Source organism: Pseudomonas sp. TWR2-1-1 (genome assembly GCF_049897045.1).
GTDB classification, from domain to species: Bacteria; Pseudomonadota; Gammaproteobacteria; order Pseudomonadales; family Pseudomonadaceae; genus Aquipseudomonas; species Aquipseudomonas versuta.
Genome location: NZ_JAFCVM010000003.1, coordinates 352,590 through 369,737, shown reverse-complemented (window position 1 = coordinate 369,737; position 17,148 = coordinate 352,590). Strand labels below are relative to the sequence as shown.

At 56.8% G+C, this 17,148-nt stretch carries 19 protein-coding genes; 13 read left to right on the top strand and 6 right to left on the bottom strand.

The genetic code is table 11. The features are described from left to right. Window positions 1–6 precede the first annotated feature (6 nt). Window positions 7–288 carry a hypothetical protein gene (locus tag ACP7BO_RS09895; RefSeq protein ID WP_060692612.1) on the top strand — a complete coding sequence of 94 codons (282 nt, stop codon included), beginning with the start codon at window positions 7–9 and terminating at the stop codon, window positions 286–288. Between the two features lie 196 nt (window positions 289–484). On the opposite strand, the gene ACP7BO_RS09890 is transcribed toward ACP7BO_RS09895, so the two are convergent. Next, window positions 485–835 carry a hypothetical protein gene (locus ACP7BO_RS09890; protein ID WP_060692614.1) on the bottom strand — a complete coding sequence of 117 codons (351 nt, stop codon included), beginning with the start codon at window positions 833–835 and terminating at the stop codon, window positions 485–487. Window positions 836–1,045: 210 nt separating this feature from the next. Here ACP7BO_RS09890 and ACP7BO_RS09885 point away from each other — a divergent pair, with 210 nt between their 5' ends. The 6 genes from ACP7BO_RS09885 (at window position 1,046) to modC (ending at window position 4,883) form a co-directional block, all read left to right on the top strand. Continuing rightward, a complete protein-coding gene (locus tag ACP7BO_RS09885; protein ID WP_003445729.1) occupies window positions 1,046–1,348 on the top strand; it encodes a DUF1883 domain-containing protein in 303 nt (100 codons plus the stop codon). A 35-nt stretch (window positions 1,349–1,383) separates the two neighbouring features. After that, the gene (locus ACP7BO_RS09880; RefSeq protein WP_060692616.1) at window positions 1,384–1,563 is read left to right on the top strand and encodes a hypothetical protein; all 180 of its coding nucleotides are present in this window, start codon (window positions 1,384–1,386) and stop codon (window positions 1,561–1,563) included. A gap of 2 nt (window positions 1,564–1,565) precedes the next feature. Further along, window positions 1,566–2,222: a DNA oxidative demethylase AlkB gene (gene alkB, locus ACP7BO_RS09875; protein ID WP_426209971.1), complete on the top strand. Its 657-nt coding sequence runs from the start codon at window positions 1,566–1,568 to the stop codon at window positions 2,220–2,222. A 121-nt stretch (window positions 2,223–2,343) separates the two neighbouring features. After that, window positions 2,344–3,111, top strand: a complete 768-nt coding sequence (modA, locus tag ACP7BO_RS09870; protein WP_426209969.1) for a molybdate ABC transporter substrate-binding protein — start codon at window positions 2,344–2,346, stop codon at window positions 3,109–3,111. Continuing rightward, window positions 3,112–3,792, top strand: coding sequence for a molybdate ABC transporter permease subunit (gene modB / locus ACP7BO_RS09865; RefSeq protein WP_426209967.1), 681 nt, complete (start codon window positions 3,112–3,114; stop codon window positions 3,790–3,792). It abuts the gene before it with no gap. A 2-nt stretch (window positions 3,793–3,794) separates the two neighbouring features. After that, complete coding sequence (modC, locus tag ACP7BO_RS09860) at window positions 3,795–4,883, top strand: molybdenum ABC transporter ATP-binding protein (protein WP_426209965.1); 1,089 nt, start codon at window positions 3,795–3,797, stop codon at window positions 4,881–4,883. Window positions 4,884–4,885: 2 nt separating this feature from the next. On the opposite strand, the gene ACP7BO_RS09855 is transcribed toward modC, so the two are convergent. Continuing rightward, window positions 4,886–6,163 carry a Wzz/FepE/Etk N-terminal domain-containing protein gene (locus tag ACP7BO_RS09855; protein WP_426209963.1) on the bottom strand — a complete coding sequence of 426 codons (1,278 nt, stop codon included), beginning with the start codon at window positions 6,161–6,163 and terminating at the stop codon, window positions 4,886–4,888. Between the two features lie 402 nt (window positions 6,164–6,565). Here ACP7BO_RS09855 and ACP7BO_RS09850 point away from each other — a divergent pair, with 402 nt between their 5' ends. Continuing rightward, on the top strand, window positions 6,566–7,501 hold the full coding sequence (locus ACP7BO_RS09850; RefSeq protein WP_060692628.1) for a LysR family transcriptional regulator: 936 nt from the start codon (window positions 6,566–6,568) through the stop codon (window positions 7,499–7,501). A gap of 8 nt (window positions 7,502–7,509) precedes the next feature. On the opposite strand, the gene surE is transcribed toward ACP7BO_RS09850, so the two are convergent. Together surE and hemB are read right to left on the bottom strand one after the other, a co-directional pair. Continuing rightward, complete coding sequence (gene surE, locus ACP7BO_RS09845) at window positions 7,510–8,286, bottom strand: 5'/3'-nucleotidase SurE (RefSeq protein WP_426209960.1); 777 nt, start codon at window positions 8,284–8,286, stop codon at window positions 7,510–7,512. A gap of 82 nt (window positions 8,287–8,368) precedes the next feature. Continuing rightward, window positions 8,369–9,343: a porphobilinogen synthase gene (hemB, locus tag ACP7BO_RS09840; protein WP_073510196.1), complete on the bottom strand. Its 975-nt coding sequence runs from the start codon at window positions 9,341–9,343 to the stop codon at window positions 8,369–8,371. 193 nt (window positions 9,344–9,536) lie between these two features. On the opposite strand from hemB, the gene ACP7BO_RS09835 reads away from it, so the two are divergent. From ACP7BO_RS09835 to ACP7BO_RS09820, 4 genes are all read left to right on the top strand, one after another. After that, entirely contained in the window at window positions 9,537–9,833 is a 297-nt protein-coding gene (locus tag ACP7BO_RS09835; RefSeq protein WP_060692633.1) for an ArsR/SmtB family transcription factor, read from the top strand. Between the two features lie 51 nt (window positions 9,834–9,884). Beyond that, a complete protein-coding gene (locus tag ACP7BO_RS09830; RefSeq protein ID WP_397456841.1) occupies window positions 9,885–10,895 on the top strand; it encodes an NAD(P)-dependent alcohol dehydrogenase in 1,011 nt (336 codons plus the stop codon). A 79-nt stretch (window positions 10,896–10,974) separates the two neighbouring features. Further along, window positions 10,975–11,457, top strand: coding sequence for a YbaK/EbsC family protein (locus ACP7BO_RS09825; RefSeq protein ID WP_060692636.1), 483 nt, complete (start codon window positions 10,975–10,977; stop codon window positions 11,455–11,457). 163 nt (window positions 11,458–11,620) lie between these two features. After that, the gene (locus ACP7BO_RS09820; RefSeq protein WP_426209957.1) at window positions 11,621–13,492 is read left to right on the top strand and encodes a DUF3857 domain-containing transglutaminase family protein; all 1,872 of its coding nucleotides are present in this window, start codon (window positions 11,621–11,623) and stop codon (window positions 13,490–13,492) included. 66 nt (window positions 13,493–13,558) lie between these two features. On the opposite strand, the gene pgm is transcribed toward ACP7BO_RS09820, so the two are convergent. Continuing rightward, on the bottom strand, window positions 13,559–15,199 hold the full coding sequence (gene pgm / locus ACP7BO_RS09815) for a phosphoglucomutase (alpha-D-glucose-1,6-bisphosphate-dependent) (RefSeq protein ID WP_397456844.1): 1,641 nt from the start codon (window positions 15,197–15,199) through the stop codon (window positions 13,559–13,561). Window positions 15,200–15,384: 185 nt separating this feature from the next. On the opposite strand from pgm, the gene eco reads away from it, so the two are divergent. Next, on the top strand, window positions 15,385–15,867 hold the full coding sequence (gene eco, locus ACP7BO_RS09810) for a serine protease inhibitor ecotin (protein ID WP_397456845.1): 483 nt from the start codon (window positions 15,385–15,387) through the stop codon (window positions 15,865–15,867). Window positions 15,868–15,993: 126 nt separating this feature from the next. On the opposite strand, the gene ACP7BO_RS09805 is transcribed toward eco, so the two are convergent. Then, window positions 15,994–17,142: a PQQ-dependent sugar dehydrogenase gene (locus ACP7BO_RS09805; RefSeq protein ID WP_426209955.1), complete on the bottom strand. Its 1,149-nt coding sequence runs from the start codon at window positions 17,140–17,142 to the stop codon at window positions 15,994–15,996. Window positions 17,143–17,148 lie beyond the last annotated feature (6 nt).

The following is a 17,148-nucleotide window of genomic DNA, read 5'->3' as shown; positions in this document are numbered from 1 at the left end:
ACCCTGATGAATAAGCCCCTGACACTTCTTGCACTTTTGGCTCTTGGTGGCTGCGCCACTGCTTCCAGTACCTATTTGGTTAATGGCAAACAAGGTCTGAGCATAGACTGTTCTGGCGAGGCCATGTCGTGGGCCAAGTGCTACGAAAAGGCTGACGCTTCCTGCGCCGGGACGGGTTACAGCATTGTAGGAACCGATGGCTCACCCGTTGTGCCGGAAAGCGATAAAACCCTGGGTGTTGATGTGGGCAATTTCAACAGCCGAAACATTGTGGTGATGTGCAAGTAATAGCCTCATGCAGGCAGACATCAGGGATGAGAGTGCATTGCCCGCCTGAAGAGCTGCCGCTGGAGCATAGGTGGCAGTCCCGTTCAAGGGAACTCGAACGCCGGGGCATGTGAAGCACCAGGCATAAAAAAACCTGACACCGCTTGCTGCAGTCGTCAGGTTTTTAGAGGGTGCGACGGGATCGAATCTCGATCGATCAACCGGAAATACAATGTGTGGCGGCCTTGCGAATATCTCCTGGACGTACAGGTACGTTGGACATGCTTTCATAGACCTTGATGCTGCTGCCGCCAGAACGCTCCTCAATATCAATCACCGCTGTCGGATTCGACGTCAGCTTTTGCGGAACGATGATGCGTAAACCCTCTTTGTGCGGCTCAATTTGTGGCGCCCTCCGAGTGCTGGACAGCTGTTGCACCAGGCACTGAGCGTACGCATCAGGCTTCTTGCCTGAAATCACACTCATTGTGGGCAGCGTCTGCTCTATATCCGTGACTGTTGCACAGCCACCCAAAACCAGCATTGCCAGCAAAACACCCCGCTTCATACAATTCCTCCGTTAAAGACCCTACGACAGCAGATCTATAAGTTTTCTCCCCGGTCACAGGGAATAAATATTCAATTGTGGCGAATTATCCGCGTTTTACGTCAGACTTGCCTGCATCGCGGCATAATAAGCGCCTTTAGCTTCCTGTTTGGACTAAAGCACATGCTATCGTGCTGATTTTTCAGCTAAAGCCCCCCTTTTGGAGCCCCCATGAAGTTTATTCACCAGCGCGAGCACCTGAACGAAGACGACATTGTCGTCATCGAGTGCTCCCAACCCTGCAATATCCGCCTGATGAGCGACGCACACTTTCGCAGTTTCAAAAATGGCGGCCGTCACTCCTACCACGGTGGCGCGTTCAAGGATTTCCCGGCCAGAATCACTGCACCCAGCACCGGCTTCTGGAACATCACCATTGATACCGTGACCAGCCGGGCAATCAGCGTGACCCGCAAGCCTAGCTTCCAGCCTACGATCAAGATCGTGCGCCGCTCCAGCTCCAAACTCCGCTAAGCCTGACACCCCCGGCCTTCAAGACAGGAAATATTGTGGACACTATTCGCAGCACCACTAAATACGTCATCAAATACAAACTCAACGGCGAGCGTCGCTTTGAGTTTGCACAGCTCCCGACCGGCTCTGATGAAGAAGCCCGCGCAGCCCTTGAAATCATTCATGCCGGTTCAGACGACAAGATCACCGATGTCAAAGCGAGCAAGCCGCTTTAAGCATGACTCTTGACCTGTTTGCTGAAGAGGACTTGCAGCAGCCTTCGCGACTCGAAACCATTGGCGTGCAGGGTTTTGTGCTTCGCGGGTTTGCCTTGCCATGGGCCGATTCACTCATGCAGGCCCTGGCCGGAGTCTTGACCCAGTCGCCGTTTCGAGCCATGCAAACGCCCGGCGGATTCACCATGTCGGCACGCTTGAGCAGTTGTGGCGAACTGGGCTGGACCAGCGACCGCAACGGTTACCGCTACAGCCCTGTCGACCCGTTGCGCAATCAGCCCTGGCCTGCCATGCCTGCTGCCTTTCTGGCGCTGGCCCAAGCAGCCGCCGGCGCCGCAGGCTTCGACCATTTTGTACCCGATGCCTGCCTGATCAACACCTACAGCCCGGGCGCCAGAATGGCCCTGCATCAGGACAAAAATGAGCGCTCCTTTGAAGCGCCCATCGTCTCGATCTCGTTAGGGTTGCCGGCTGTTTTTCAGTTTGGCGGCTTTGAGCGTAGCGACCCGACACAACGTATTTCTTTATTCCATGGCGACATTGTGGTCTGGGGAGGCGTGGATCGCTTGCGCTACCACGGGGTGCTGCCAATCCAGCCAGGACATCATCCGGTATTGGGTGAGCAGCGAATAAATATCACCCTGCGCAAGGCAGGCTGAGTCAGGAGATACGGCGCAAGCCAGCAAAACGCTATATCTTTTTTTATATACCGTTTATCTTCCTACCGCCCGATACAACTCAATAAAGACGGGCTACCCTCGCCTCCCACGGAGTTTCTTCATGAATGTTCGCGTTCGATCCTTTGCCCCCACCGCGCTCGCTGCACTGATCGGGTGTTTCGCCGTCAGCGGCGCTCAAGCCGATGAAGTACAAGTTGCCGTGGCAGCCAACTTCACAGCGCCGATTCAGGCGATTGCCAGCGATTTTGAAAAAGACACCGGGCACAAGTTGATTGCCGCATATGGCGCCACCGGACAGTTTTATACGCAGATCAAAAATGGCGCGCCTTTTGAAGTTTTTCTGGCTGCCGATGACAGCACCCCCGAGAAACTCGAGAAAGAAGGCGAAATCGTTCCGGGCTCGCGCTTCACCTATGCCATTGGCACTCTGGCCCTGTGGTCGGCCAAAGACGGTTATGTCGATGACGCCGGCAAGGTACTGGAAGAAAACACCTTCAAGCACTTGTCCATTGCCAACCCGAAAGCCGCACCTTACGGCCTGGCAGCCACGCAAGTGCTGGCTAAAATGGGCCTTAGCGACAAGGTCAGAGACAAGATTGTTGAAGGCCAGAACATCACCCAGGCTTATCAGTTTGTCTCCACCGGTAATGCCGAACTGGGTTTTGTCGCCCTGTCGCAAATCTACAAAGACGGCAAGGTCAGCAGCGGCTCCGCATGGATCATCCCCGAGGCCATGCATGATCCGATCAAGCAGGACGCGGTGATTCTCAAGAAGGGGGTGAACAACCCCGCCGCCAAGGCCCTGGCTGACTACCTCAAGGGACCAAAAGCGGCTGCCATTATCAAATCCTACGGTTATCAATTGTAAATGACACTCTCGAGTTCTGACTTCGCCGCCATCTGGCTGACCCTGAAACTGGCGTCACTGACCACGCTCATATTGCTGTTGGTCGGCACTCCCATCGCGCTATGGCTGGCCCATACCCGATCGCGGTTACGCGGGCCGATCGGGGCAATCGTTGCCCTGCCCCTGGTATTGCCCCCCACCGTGATCGGTTTCTATTTACTGCTGGCGATGGGGCCCCATGGTTACGTGGGCCAGTTCACTCAAGCGATCGGCCTCGGTACATTGACCTTCAGCTTCGCCGGCCTGGTGATCGGCTCAGTCATCTATTCCATGCCGTTTGTGGTGCAACCCCTGCAAAACGCATTTACTGCCATCGGCCCCAGGCCACTGGAGGTAGCGGCTACCTTGCGTGCCAGTCCATGGGATACCTTTTTTACCGTGGTCTTGCCGCTCGCACGACCGGGTTTTATCACCGCCGCGATCCTGGGCTTTGCCCACACGGTCGGAGAATTTGGGGTGGTGTTGATGATTGGCGGCAACATTCCCGAAAAAACACGCGTGGTTTCCGTGCAGATCTATGATCACGTTGAAGCACTGGAGTATGCACAGGCGCACTGGCTGGCCGGCGCAATGCTGGTGTTTTCGTTCCTGGTGTTACTGGCGTTGTACTCGAGCCGCAACCCCCGATACAGCTGGAGTTGAACATGGCTTCGCAGATAAGCGTTCGACTGCAACTCGATTACGCCGGTTTTTCCCTGGACCTGGATGTGCAATTGCCCGGTAAAGGCGTGACCGCGCTGTATGGACATTCCGGCTCGGGGAAAACCACTTGCTTGCGCTGCATCGCCGGGCTGGAGCGTGCCAGCCAGGCATTTGTGCAGATCAATGATGAGGTCTGGCAGGACAGCCAGAACAAGCTGTTTGTCCCGGTCCATAAACGCGCACTGGGTTACATATTTCAGGAAGCCAGCCTGTTCCCGCACCTGACTGTACGGGCCAACCTGGAATTCGGCCTGCGACGCATTGCGCGACAGGAGCGCCGGGTCGATCTGACCCATGCCACCGAGTTGCTGGGCATCACTCACCTGCTTGAGCGTGCGCCCGGTCATTTGTCCGGCGGCGAACGCCAGCGGGTCGGTATTGCCCGAGCACTACTGACCAGCCCCAGGCTATTGCTGATGGACGAACCACTGGCAGCGCTGGACAGCCAGCGCAAGCGTGAAATCCTGCCGTATCTGGAGCGCCTGCACGCAGAGCTGGATATCCCGGTGCTGTATGTAAGCCACTCCCAGGACGAAGTCGCGCGCCTGGCTGACCATATTGTGCTGCTCAGTGAGGGCAAGGCGCTTGCCAGCGGCCCGATCGGCGAAACCCTGGCCAGGCTTGATCTGCCCCTTGCCCGGGATGACGATGCCGGAGTGGTGATCGAAGGCAAGGTTGCCGATTACGACGCGCACTACCAGTTACTCACCCTGCAACTGCCGCGCAGCACTCAGCATCTGAGAGTTGCCCATGCGCCACTGGCCATCGGCCATACGTTACGGATCAAGGTGCAGGCTCGGGACATCAGCCTGACCCTGGAGCGCAGCGGGCACAGCAGTATTCTCAACAGCCTGCAGGCCACGGTGATCAGCGAAACCGGGGCTGAAAATCAGGCCCATGTGCTGGTCCGGCTGGATGTCGATGGCAGCGCAATGCTGGCTCGCATCACCCGCTACTCCCGTGACCAGTTAAACCTGCATCCAGGGCAAACGCTGTGGATACAGGTTAAATCGGTGGCAGTACTGGCCTGAGCTCAGAGGGCTTTTTGACGTCGTGTGGTGAAATAGCGCGCGGTTGCAAGACCAAGCCCTAACAGCAGCCCCAACACCAGGGCGAACCCGACTATCAGCACTTTCTTGGGTTTGATCGGGTACATCGGGGTTTGCGCCTTGCGATCAATACTGACCAGCCCCAGATGACTCATGTCGGTTTTCAAATTACCCAGACGTGCCACTTCTGCGCGCAAGGGTTCAATGTTTTTCAGGAACAGGTCTTCATTCATGCGCTTGCCGAGCATTTCAACCTGGCGGTTGACCTCAAGCAAATTCAGCTCCCGGCCAATGTCCGAAACTCGCTTGTCGGTAAAATCGTCAGAGGTGCGCTTGAGCAATGCTGCGCGTTCGGCTTGCAGCGCCTTGGTCCCCATAAAGTAGAGCGGAAGGGTTTGCGAAGTGATTTCGGTACGCATGAGCCGAGAGGAAGAACCCGCAGCCGCATCCGCCATGGCAGAAGGCGTGGTGGGGTTGGTAATGCCCAACGAGGTCGCAATCGATATGGCTTCATTAAGCTGAGCAATACGTGACTCGCGCTCGGTTTTGAGCTGCTGGCGCAATGCCTGCAACTCATCCTTCAACTTGGCGACCTGTACCGTATCCGTTTCCGTTAAACCGGCAATCTTTGCCTGCTTGTCAGAACGATAGGCCGAACGCGCAGCGGTGATCTTTTCATCCAGTTCTCGCAACCGGTTATTGATGATGACCTTAAGGTCGGCACCGATTTGCTCACGCTGGCTATCAATCGCGTATTCAACAAAACCGTTGAGAATTTCGACCCCGTTGATGGTGTCGGGGTATGTCAGCTCAAGTTTGATAAACGGGCTTAATGAATCCGCTCTCTTGGGATCAGGCAGAACCAGGTTGATCGCGTCCCGATTAAAAAGCTCGAAACTTTGCTCCAGAGAAATACCTTTCTTCTCCAGAGGCTTGAACAAATCCTGATGGTCACGGAAGTAACTGAGACGCGTCTCGTATGAGTCAAGCGCCGAGCCGACTTTAAGCAAGGCCTCCTGGGGAGGGAGTTTGTAGACCTCGGAGCGGTTAAGTGCATCCAGCTCATTAATCGCTGCCGGGCGCAATACAGTGCTGGCTTGATAGACGGGTTGTGCAAGCAGAACGTAACCAACAGCAATAGCACCGGCTACCACCACAGTTCCTGCGATCAAGGCTTTCTGCTGCCAGAAGGAGTGAAACAGATCAAGCAGGTCGATCTCTGTGCTTGAACTACCGGTCTGCTGATGCTCAGTTTTTTTCAAAATATACGCCTTGTAAATTGAACTCCCTGGCGAGTTCACCTCTTGACTATTCACGCCTAACTACGCTAGGTAATCTTTGCGTATCATAAGACCGTTACTTACGAGAAAAGATCCGTCCGGTTAAGAATCAATCACATACCTGAATGAAATCAAGTTTAATCGAAAAAACGCCTTTGCTTTTTTTTCGATTGAATTACTGCCTCACACTTCTGGTAGAAAAATCTCGCTAACTTTCAGAATTTTCCTACGCCTTAATATCATGCTCTAAGTGGGCCCAGTCGCTGATCCATTCCTCCCTGCGTGCGTGTCTTGCCTGGATGACTTGATGGCGGAATATTTCGGCGGTCTGTGTAATTATTGCCGCCACAAAAAAGCACGATTACGTGTGAGGTAATAATCAGCATGGATATTTATCAGGCGATGCGGGTGTTTGTCCGCGTGGTCGAGACCGGTAGCTTCACCGCCGCGGCGCAGGCGTTGGGCTATTCCACCGCGCAAACCTCGCGACTGCTGTCTGAGCTTGAATCTTCATTGCAGGCCAGGCTGCTGCAGCGCAGCACTCGGCGGCTGGCACTGACTGAAGTAGGCGCCCGTTATCTGGAGCGCTGCCGATTGATTCTGGGTGAGATCGAAGATGCCAATGCCGAGGCCGGAGGCGCTCACCTGATCCCGCGCGGACATTTACGCGTGCAGTCCACCACAGGGATTGGCATCCAGCTGCTGGCACCTCTGGCGGCCCGTTATGCCGAGCTATACCCGCAGGTCGACGTTGACTTGACACTGTCCCAGCGTCAGCCTGACCTGCTGGAAGAAGGCCATGACGTGGTGATCACGCTATCGGCCAACCTGCCCGACTCGGAAATGATTGGCCAGCAACTGGGGAGCATCTTCAGCGTCATCAGCGCAGCGCCCTCCTACCTTGAAAGTCACGGCACGCCAAAAACCCCCGAAGACCTGAACCAGCACCGCTGCCTGCATCTGGTTGACCCCCTGTTCACCGATAGCTGGACCTTTCGCGATGGCCAGGGTGAACAGTCGATTCGCCCCGGCAGCGTGTTTCAGGTCAACGTGGCCGAGGCCATGGCGCAAGCCGCCGAAGCAGGACTGGGCGTCTGTCTGCTACCGGATTACGTGGCGGTCGGCTCTTATCAGCGCGGCGCTTTGGTACGCCTGCTGCCTCAGTATCGGCTGCATGAAAAAAGCATCTACGCGCTTTACCCCTCACGCCGCTTTCTGGATGCCAAGGTCAAAACCTGGGTTGAATTTCTCAAGCAGGAAATCCCCAAGGTGCTTGATAAACACCAGGCCATCGTTGATGACCCGGAGCATTGGGCATAGCCACAGGTTCACAACGATCCAATGGCTTGCTGCAGTTGCTCGCGTAAAGCCAGTGCGCTGCGATCGAACTGCAACGGCGTCACCGATATACCGCCCTGTGTAACAACCTCGGTTTCGGTGTCAGCCGCTTCAGGCCGCTGGTGACGGGTGATATTGAGCCAGTAATAGCTGGCCTCGCGAAAGTCGGTGCGCTCGTTGACGTTAACGCCGTCCATGCGCCCCTGGCCCTGGCGAGTGATCTGTACCGGCCCGGCCTGCCCGGCCGGAACGTCCGGAAAATTGATGTTCAGACACGCCGATTGCTCCCAGCCCTTGCCAAGCAACTGGCGAATCACTCCGGGTGCCAGAGTGCGGGCAGTGTCCCAGCGCACAGCATCGCGCCGGGTGAAATACTGGCTCAGAGCGATGGAAGGAATGCCCATCAACAGGCCGGTCATCGCGGCCCCCACCGTGCCCGAATACAGCGTTTCGACCCCCAGGTTGGCGCCTTTGTTGATGCCGGACAGCAACAATTGCGGGGGGCTGGCCATCAACTGCTGCAAGGCCATCGCAACACAATCGGCGGGTGTGCCGGACACAGAAAAACGCCGCTCGCCGCGGGCAGTCACGCGCAACGGGTGATGGATGCTGATGGCCGTTGAAATACCGCTCTGATCGTGGTCCGGCGCTACCACCCAGACTTCATCGGCCAGTTCCCTGGCCACCGCTTCAAGTGCCTCAAGACCCGGGGCGTCAATCCCGTCGTCATTGGTAATCAGAATACGTTCCAGTCGAGCGCCCGCCATGCCTGAATTCCTTTTTTCGGGGAGTCGCATACAGCGACAAGTCAACGCTAGGTAGTGAGCCGCGTAACTTGTCGCGTAAGGCCTAGATGCCCTGTAATGCCAGGTCCATCGCAAAGTAGGTCAAAATCATGTCCGCACCGGCACGTTTGATCGAGCCCAGGCTTTCACGGACTACGCGCGCTTCGTCGATGGCTCCGGCCAGGGCGCCGAACTTGATCATCGCGTACTCGCCGCTGACCTGATACGCAGCCAGAGGCAGGCGCGAGGCTTCGCGAACGTCACGAATGATGTCCAGATACGCACCGGCCGGCTTGACCATCAACACGTCTGCGCCCTCTTGCTCGTCCAGCAGCGACTCGCGAATCGCTTCGCGGCGGTTCATCGGGTTCATCTGGTATGACTTGCGATCGCCCTTCAACGCGCTGCCTCCCGCCTCGCGGAAAGGACCGTAGAGTGCCGAAGCAAACTTGGTGGAGTACGCCATGATCGAAGTATCAATGAACCCGGCCGCATCCAGAGCACTGCGGATGGCCTGGACCTGACCGTCCATGGCGGCGGAAGGCGAGATGAAGTCTGCGCCTGCAGCAGCCGCAGCAACCGCCTGCTTGCCCAGATTGATCAGGGTCGCGTCATTGTCCACGCCATGGTCGTGCATCACACCGCAGTGGCCGTGGGAGGTGTACTCGCAGAAGCAGGTGTCACTCATCACGATCATTTCTGGCGCCGTATCCTTGCAGATACGGGCCATACGCGACACCAGACCATCTTCGCGCCATGAGTCGCTGCCCGTGGCATCCAGGTGGTGCGACACGCCAAACGCCATCACTGACGTGATCCCTGCGCGGGCATAGCGTTCGATTTCACCGGCCAGCTTCGACTCGGGAATACGCATCACACCCGGCATGCTGGTGATCGGCACAAAGTCGTCGATTTCTTCTTCAACGAAAATGGGCAGCACCAGGTCCTTCAGGCTGAATTCGGTTTCCTGAAACATGTCTCGCAGGGTTTGGGAGCGGCGCAGACGGCGGGGACGGACAGCGGGGAACTGGTTAGGCATCATGGTTCCTGAGGGGCAAGTTCGTAAAACAGACGAGCCTTGGCCAAGGCTCAATGGCGCAACAAATACAGGATTGACCCTGCAATTGCAAAACATCCGGCCGACCTGCGGCCTGTTGTCGCATGAAGTGGCGGTAACCTTGGCACATAGGGTTCGGTTGAACATTTCGTAAAAAAGCGTAACATCGCCGACCATGATTCTTGAACAGCTCAAAGCCCTGGGCAATGACACTCGCATGCAAATGATGGAGTGGCTCAAAGACCCGCTCAGTAATTTCCCGCCCCAGGATCATGGCGATCCTGCAATCGGTGTGTGCGTGACCCATTTGCAGTACAAAGCCGGACTTTCTGCCTCTACTGCTTCGGCGCACCTGGCGATCCTGCAGCGTGCAGGCTTCGTCCTGACCACCCGCATCGGCAAGTGGACGTATTACCGGCGCAATGAGCAGGCGATTGACGACTTTGCGTCTAGGCTGAAAATCGAGCTGTAATTTTACCCAATCATTTCGTTATTTTACGTAATGTTAACTTGAGGATATCCCGTGAGTATTAAAACTATCTTCGTTCAACCCGGCGGCGGTTATCACAATGTGGTCGTCGGAAGCAGCGAAGCACGCGCCCCTGCCAGTGGAGAAATCACTGTACGTTTGCACGCCAACTCTCTGAATTATCATGATTTTGCTGTGGTCAGCGGTATGTGGGGGCCGAGTGAAAAGCGTATCCCCATGGCCGATGGCGCGGGTGAAGTCATTGCCGTCGGCAAAGATGTCAGCGAGTTCAAAGTTGGTGATTCGGTAGTCAGCACCTTCTTCCCTGAGTGGATCGGCGGCACCCCGCAGGTTGAAGGCTTTGTCACCGTGCCCGGTGATGGCATCGACGGTTATGCCCGTGAGCAAGTGACTGCCAGCGTTAATGCATTCACCCTCGCACCGGCCGGCTACAGCCATGCACAAGCCTCGACCCTGACCACGGCGGGCCTGACCGCATGGCGCGCCCTGATGGCCGATGACTCGCTCAAACCCGGGGACACGGTGTTGGTACAAGGCACCGGCGGGGTTTCGATCTTTGCCCTGCAATTTGCCAAAATGGCTGGCGCCACCGTGATCGCAACCTCTTCCAGCGATGAAAAACTAGAACGCCTCAAAGCGCTGGGCGCAGATCATGTCATCAACTACCGCAAAGACCCTGACTGGGGCCAGACAGCCCGTGCGCTGACCGGTGGCCGCGGGGTTGATCACATCATCGAAGTCGGCGGCCCGGCAACCCTCGAACAGTCGATGATCGCCATTCGCGTGGCCGGGCATATCTCGATTATCGGTATTTTGAGCGGCGTCAGCGGTGAGATGAATTTTGTCCCTGCGCTGATCAAGCAAGTGCGCCTGCAAGGCGTGCTGGTGGGCAGCCGTAGCCAGCAGCAAGACATGGTTCGGGCGATCAATGCCAGCGGCATGCAACCGGTCATCGATCGTCATTTCCCGCTGAGCGATATTGTTGAAGCATTCAAGTATCAGGAGACCAACCAGCATTTTGGCAAGATCGTGCTGGACATCTGACACCGCATCACCGGTGGCGCATTGACAGTGCGTCACCGGCTTCTCTAGATTCAGGCATTTACCCAGAGAGCTAAGCCTGATGAGTCTTGAATCTGTCCGCGCATTTTTCCTCGCCAAAGCCCCCGACCTGCACATCATTGAACTGGCCACCAGCACCGCCACCGTAGCCCTGGCTGCCGAGGCCCATGGCGTTGAGCCTGGCCAAATCGCCAAGACCCTGGCCTTTCGTGTCGGTGAACGCAATGTGCTGCTGGTTGCACGTGGCGATGCGCGTATCGATAACAAAAAAATCAAGAATGCCCTGGGCAGCAAAGCCAAGATGCTTGATGCCGATACTGTCGTGGCCCTGACCAGTCACCCGGTGGGTGGCGTTTGCCCGTTCGGGCTGGCGACCGATCTGGCGGTGTATTGCGACATATCCCTTAAAGCGTTCACTGAAGTGATGCCTGCAGCCGGCGCTACCCACACCGCCGTGCGTATCAGCCCAGACCGAATGGCCGAACTGGTCAATGCCCAGTGGGTCGATGTCTGCCAGGCCAGCCAAACTGCAGAGGCCGTATAAACCGCTCTATTACGCGCATTACAGAGGTGCAGGACTGCTGTGCATATGGAAATTGTGGATGCTATCGATTATCATTATCTACTTCGCATGCACCCTGCCTCGACTTCAATAAACCAACAAATGCGTGGCCGGGTGCTTTTTAAAGGACTAATTTGAGGCGCCCATGCACCGCTTTTCTTTCAGCAAATCCTTGATTTGCACCACCCTGGGGATTTTCACCCTGCCCGCTTTAGCGGCCTTTCAACCCGTATCCGAAGCCGCCCTGGCCGGTGAATCGGACAGATCCTGCCACTTCAACGCGGACACCAGTTACGACTGCACCTCGACCTATCGCTACACCATCCTCACCAATAACGGTCGCGAAATGCTTTCGCGTATCGACTTCAGCTTCCCGGAGTCTGACCGCCTGGAAGTCATCAAGGCCGAATCGACCCAACCGGGCGCCAAACCGGTGCCACTGGCTGACACACAAATCGACACCCGGATGGCACCGAACCCGGACCAGGGATTTTTACGCTTAAAGCAAACCTCGATCGCCTTCCCCAACCTGCGAATCGGCACAATGGTGAGCTATACCCTGCGCGAACACACAGCGGCCAAGCCGCTGAATCATGAGTTCCACTATGTGTGGGTGCTCCCACCCAATGCGGTGCGTATGGACCGTTTTAAAAGCAGTTTCAGCGCCGAAAAACCAATCGTGTGGCGCAGCGAACTAATGGATGACTTCAGCTTTACGCCGTCGGCCGACAACAAAAGCCTGGTCATTGAGCAAAAGGCACCGCGCTTCGTGAATTACGTCAACGAAGCCGGCAACGCCTACAGTCGCAACCTGCCAAGGGTTGAACTGGGCAGTTCGACCCGCCTGCAGGATTACTTCGGCGATTTTGCCCGGCGCTACACCGAAATTACCGGAGCCAGACTACCAGCCATCAGTGCCAGGGCAGTGGCCGGCCTCAAAGGTTTGCCACCGGAGCAGCGGGTCTCGGGCCTGATGCAGCATATCCACGACAACTATCGTTATCTGGGCGACTGGCGAGCCAGTGATCGGGGCTACGTTCCTTTTACCCTCGCTGAAATCGAAGACCGTGGCTATGGCGACTGCAAAGACCTGGCGGTACTGCTCACCGCCATGCTCAATGCAAGCGGCATCGACGCGCAGACCACTTGGGTCAGCCGTGGCAACATGAGCCTCGGGCTGCTGTTGCCAGGCACCTCTTCGCCCAACCACGCCATCGTGCGTGCCCGGGTCAACGGTAAAATCTGGTGGCTTGACCCGACCAACCCGGTGTTCTCGCCGGGGCGCTCCATGCCGGATATTCAAGATCGCTGGGCGCTGGTGATTGATCCACAAGGCACGGTGCGCCAGGAGCATATCCCGCAAGAACAACCTGTTGTCAGCACCCTGGTGCGAAAACAGGAACACTTCAACCCTGATGGCACCGCACGCACCAGCGCCGACATCGAAATGAGCCAGATGCGCCTGATGAGATTGAGTGTGGCCGATACCCAGTCGGGTGTTTCAGGTACCGACCAGGACCTTTGCGACCGCTTCAGCAAGGAGCAGACCGACTGCACAATCACACGCCCGGCAACCGGTTTTGTGGTACCGCACAAGTATCAGGTCAAGGCCGAACTCACAGATCTGCGCCCATTGAAGACGCTTTCGGGCCAGAGCGTGTACCAACCCGCCTTCATGACTGAACGCTGGGATGATCTGGCCAATTACCGCCGCACCGGGCAAAAGGCCGACTTGTATCTTGAAGATCCTGAAACCATGGACTACGAGATCACCCTGTCAGGGCTAAAGGTTGCACAGAACATTAAGAGCTGCACCGTTCGCTCGCCCTGGTTCGACATGGACCTGAACGGCAAACAGGTCGAGGGCCAATACCGTTACCAGTACCGCCTGACACAAAAACAACGCTGGTTGAGCCATGACGACATCATGAGCGGCCCTTTCGACGCGATGCTCAAGGCCGCCAGAAACTGCAACGATCAGATGCAGCAAGTGGTGAAACTGCAAACCGCGGCATAGTTAATCAAACGGCTACAAAAAAGCCTGGCCCTCTTGCGGGGGCCAGGCTTTTTATTGACTCCGCTATCAGGCGATCGCGGTATCCACCAACACCTGAGCTTCCTCTACCAGACGGTTCAGATGTTCGTCACCGATAAAGCTCTCGGCGTAGATTTTGTAGATGTCTTCGGTGCCCGAAGGACGTGCCGCAAACCAGCCGTTTTCGGTCATCACCTTAAGCCCGCCAATCGGCTGGTCGTTACCCGGCGCATGACTGAGAATTTGGGTAATGGCTTCGCCTGCCAGACTTGTGGATTTGACTTGCTCCGGCGACAACTTGCCAAGCAGGGCCTTCTGCTGCGGCGTGGCCTTGGCATCGACCCGGGTCGAGAACGGCAGGCCCAGATCTTCGGTCATTTTCTGGTACAGCTGCGAAGGGTCACGACCGGTACGGGCCGTCATTTCTGCGGCCAGCAGCGAAGGAATCAGGCCATCCTTGTCGGTCGACCAGACACTGCCGTCCAGACGCAGGAACGAGGCCCCGGCGCTTTCCTCACCACCAAAGCCCAGCGAGCCATCAAACAGGCCATCAGCAAACCACTTGAACCCCACCGGCACTTCGTACAGGCGGCGCCCCAGACGGGCCGCAACCCGATCAATCAGGCCGCTGCTGACGACAGTCTTGCCGACGGCTGCATCTGCACGCCATTGCGGGCGATTCTGGAACAGATAGTCGATGGACACCGCCAGGTAGTTGTTGGGGGCCAAAAGACCGCCTGAAGGGGTAACAATCCCGTGACGGTCGTGGTCCGGGTCGCAGGCAAAGGCCACGTCGAAACGCTCCTTAAGGCCAATCAGGCCCTGCATCGCGTAGCTGGAGGACGGGTCCATGCGGATGCGCCCGTCCCAGTCCACACACATGAAGCGGAAGGTCGGATCTACCGAGGTATTCACCACTTCCAGATTCAGGCCGTAATGCTCGCCGATTGCCGACCAGTAGTTCACACCCGCGCCCCCCAATGGATCCACGCCCAGGCGCAGATTGGCGCCGCGCAGGGTATCCATGTCGATCACGTTCTTGAGATCGGCGACATAGGTGTTCAGGTAGTCGTGACGATGGGTGGTACCGGCCTTCAGGGCTTGCTCGTAGCTGATGCGTTTGACACCTGCCAGCCTGGCTGCCAGCAACTCATTGGCCTTGGCCTCGATCCACTTGGTGACATCGGTATCGGCCGGGCCGCCGTTAGGCGGGTTGTACTTGAAACCGCCACTTTCAGGCGGGTTGTGCGAGGGAGTAATGACTACGCCATCGGCCAGGCCCGAAGTGCGGCCACGGTTGTAGCAAATGATTGCGTGGGAGATGGCCGGGGTCGGGGTGTATTCGTCACCTGCGGCGATCATGGTTTCGACGCCATTAGCGGCAAACACTTCGAGCGCACTGGCACCTGCAGGCGTCGATAATGCATGGGTGTCGATGCCGACAAACAGCGGACCGTTGATGCCTTTCATCTGCCGGTATAGGCAAATGGCCTGGCTGATGGCCAATACATGCCACTCATTGAAACTCAGCTCAAACGAACTGCCGCGGTGACCGGAAGTACCAAAGGCGACACGCTGGGTGGCGATCGCTGCATCAGGTTGACCGGTGTAATAAGCGGTCACCAGTCGCGGAATATCGACCAGCAATTGAGCTGGAGCCGGTTTGCCCGCAAGAGGACTGAGAGTCATGCAAAACCTCGGGAAATAAATGATTCGGAGGAAAAAAAGCAGTTTACTGGCAGTTCGACATTGGCGCGAAGCAATCTATCCCTGCAAGCGCATCAGTTTTGCACTTAAATAGCCTTTTAGTTGTCTGATACAGCCCATAGATTCACTTGATCCACATTTTTAATGTTCTGAAATAAGGAAGCAGCATGAAACCACTCGTGATCAGCGCGGCCCTGGTACTTTCGCTGAGTACGCTGTGCGGCGTCGCCAACGCAGCCAAACCGGAGGGCCTGGCACCCTGGCCAAAAGCCGAAGCGGGCTACAGCCGACAAGTCATTCACCTGCCCAAGCAAAAAAACGAAGACGATTACAAAGTCCAGATCATTGCGGGCAAGACCCTGCAGGTTGACTGCAATCAGCAGCGTCTGGGCGGCAAGCTGGAAGAAAAAACCCTCAAGGGCTGGGGCTATCCGATGTATCGCCTGAACAAGGTCAGCGGCCCCATGAGCACAATGATGGCCTGCCCCGAGGGCAAGGCACATCCTGAGTTCGTACCGGTGGTCGGTGATGGCTTCATGCTGCGCTACAACAGCAAGTTACCCATTGTGGTCTATGTGCCCAAGGACATCGAAGTGCGCTACCGGATCTGGTCGGCATCCAAGCAGATCAAACAGGCTGTCAGCGAATAAACACCCATGAATAACCCGTAGTCGCTGACAAGGAGCGAAGGCTGCGATAAGGCATCTTTAACGGCGCGCCCCCTGCGGGCTCGATCGCAGCCTTCGTTCCTTGTCAGCGACTACGGGCTCTGGTGGCTATTGCAAGCCGATGCGATACAACGCGCCTTTGCTTTCATCGGTCAATACATACAAATAACCATCCGGGCCCTGGCGCACGTCACGGATTCGCGCGTTCAGACCGCCCAGCAGGCGCTCTTCATGCACCACCTTGTCGCCATCAAGCTGTAGCCGAATCAGGTCTTTATCGGCCAGCGCACCGATAAACAGGTTGTGCTGCCAGGGTTTGAAGCGCTGCGCATCGTAGAACGCCATCCCGCTGATGCCGGGAGACTTCTCCCACACATGGTGAGGCCCTGTTGTCCCTTCTGCCGTTTTGCCCCGGGCTTCAGAGATGGGTTGCGATGAGTAATCGATGCCATGGGTCGCCAGCGGCCAGCCATAGTTCTTGCCACGCTCGATCAGGTTGATTTCGTCGCCTCCTTTGGGCCCGTGCTCATGGCTCCAAAGCGTCCCGGTCCAGGGGTTCAAGGTCGCCCCCTGCTGATTGCGGTGCCCATATGACCAGATTTCCGGGCGTACCCCGTCCTGGCCCACAAACGGATTGTCGGCGGGGACTCGTCCGTCAGGGTAGATCCGCACAACTTTGCCTTGCAGCTTGTCGAGATCCTGGGAAGTAGGCCGCTGATTATTTTCGCCAAGGGCAATAAACAGGTAGCCGTCACGATCGAAAACCAGGCGTGAACCGAAGTGGTTGCCAGTGGAGAGTTTGGGTTCCTGGCCAAAGATCACCTCAAAGTTGCTCAGCCGGGTCAAATCATCGGATAACCGGCCCCGACCAACAGTGGTTCCCGCTTTACCGTCTTCACCACCGCCTTCGGCATAGGACACGTACACCAGACGATCCTCGGCAAAGCTGGGGGACAGCACTACATCCAGCAGGCCGCCCTGCCCTTTGGCCCATACCTGGGGAACACCGGAAAGAGGCGCAGAGAGTTTGCCGGCCGGGCTTACGACACGCAGGTTACCGGGGCGCTCGGTGATCAGGATACCTTGCTGGTCCGGCAGAAAAGCCAGCGCCCAGGGGTGTTGAAGGCCTTCCACAACAGGCGTAGCAGTAATTGTTCCAGTCTCGGAGGCAAAGGTGCGCGGCGCATCGGCATGGGCCGTGAAAGCCACACTGAGTAACGAGGTGGCGCATAACGTGGCCAGAGTTTTTCTCAACATCGGCTC

Bases quoted from the DNA above. Each gene is read 5' to 3' on its own strand.
- ACP7BO_RS09805 (WP_426209955.1), bottom strand. From the start codon at position 17,142: ATGTTGAGAAAAACTCTGGCCACGTTATGCGCCACCTCGTTACTCAGT.
- eco (WP_397456845.1), top strand. From the start codon at position 15,385: ATGAAACCACTCGTGATCAGCGCGGCCCTGGTACTTTCGCTGAGTACG.
- alkB (WP_426209971.1), top strand. From the start codon at position 1,566: ATGACTCTTGACCTGTTTGCTGAAGAGGACTTGCAGCAGCCTTCGCGA.
- ACP7BO_RS09835 (WP_060692633.1), top strand. From the start codon at position 9,537: ATGATTCTTGAACAGCTCAAAGCCCTGGGCAATGACACTCGCATGCAA.
- pgm (WP_397456844.1), bottom strand. From the start codon at position 15,199: ATGACTCTCAGTCCTCTTGCGGGCAAACCGGCTCCAGCTCAATTGCTG.
- surE (WP_426209960.1), bottom strand. From the start codon at position 8,286: ATGGCGGGCGCTCGACTGGAACGTATTCTGATTACCAATGACGACGGG.
- ACP7BO_RS09890 (WP_060692614.1), bottom strand. From the start codon at position 835: ATGAAGCGGGGTGTTTTGCTGGCAATGCTGGTTTTGGGTGGCTGTGCA.
- ACP7BO_RS09820 (WP_426209957.1), top strand. From the start codon at position 11,621: ATGCACCGCTTTTCTTTCAGCAAATCCTTGATTTGCACCACCCTGGGG.
- modA (WP_426209969.1), top strand. From the start codon at position 2,344: ATGAATGTTCGCGTTCGATCCTTTGCCCCCACCGCGCTCGCTGCACTG.
- ACP7BO_RS09850 (WP_060692628.1), top strand. From the start codon at position 6,566: ATGGATATTTATCAGGCGATGCGGGTGTTTGTCCGCGTGGTCGAGACC.
- ACP7BO_RS09895 (WP_060692612.1), top strand. From the start codon at position 7: ATGAATAAGCCCCTGACACTTCTTGCACTTTTGGCTCTTGGTGGCTGC.
- hemB (WP_073510196.1), bottom strand. From the start codon at position 9,343: ATGCCTAACCAGTTCCCCGCTGTCCGTCCCCGCCGTCTGCGCCGCTCC.
- ACP7BO_RS09885 (WP_003445729.1), top strand. From the start codon at position 1,046: ATGAAGTTTATTCACCAGCGCGAGCACCTGAACGAAGACGACATTGTC.
- ACP7BO_RS09825 (WP_060692636.1), top strand. From the start codon at position 10,975: ATGAGTCTTGAATCTGTCCGCGCATTTTTCCTCGCCAAAGCCCCCGAC.
- modB (WP_426209967.1), top strand. From the start codon at position 3,112: ATGACACTCTCGAGTTCTGACTTCGCCGCCATCTGGCTGACCCTGAAA.
- modC (WP_426209965.1), top strand. From the start codon at position 3,795: ATGGCTTCGCAGATAAGCGTTCGACTGCAACTCGATTACGCCGGTTTT.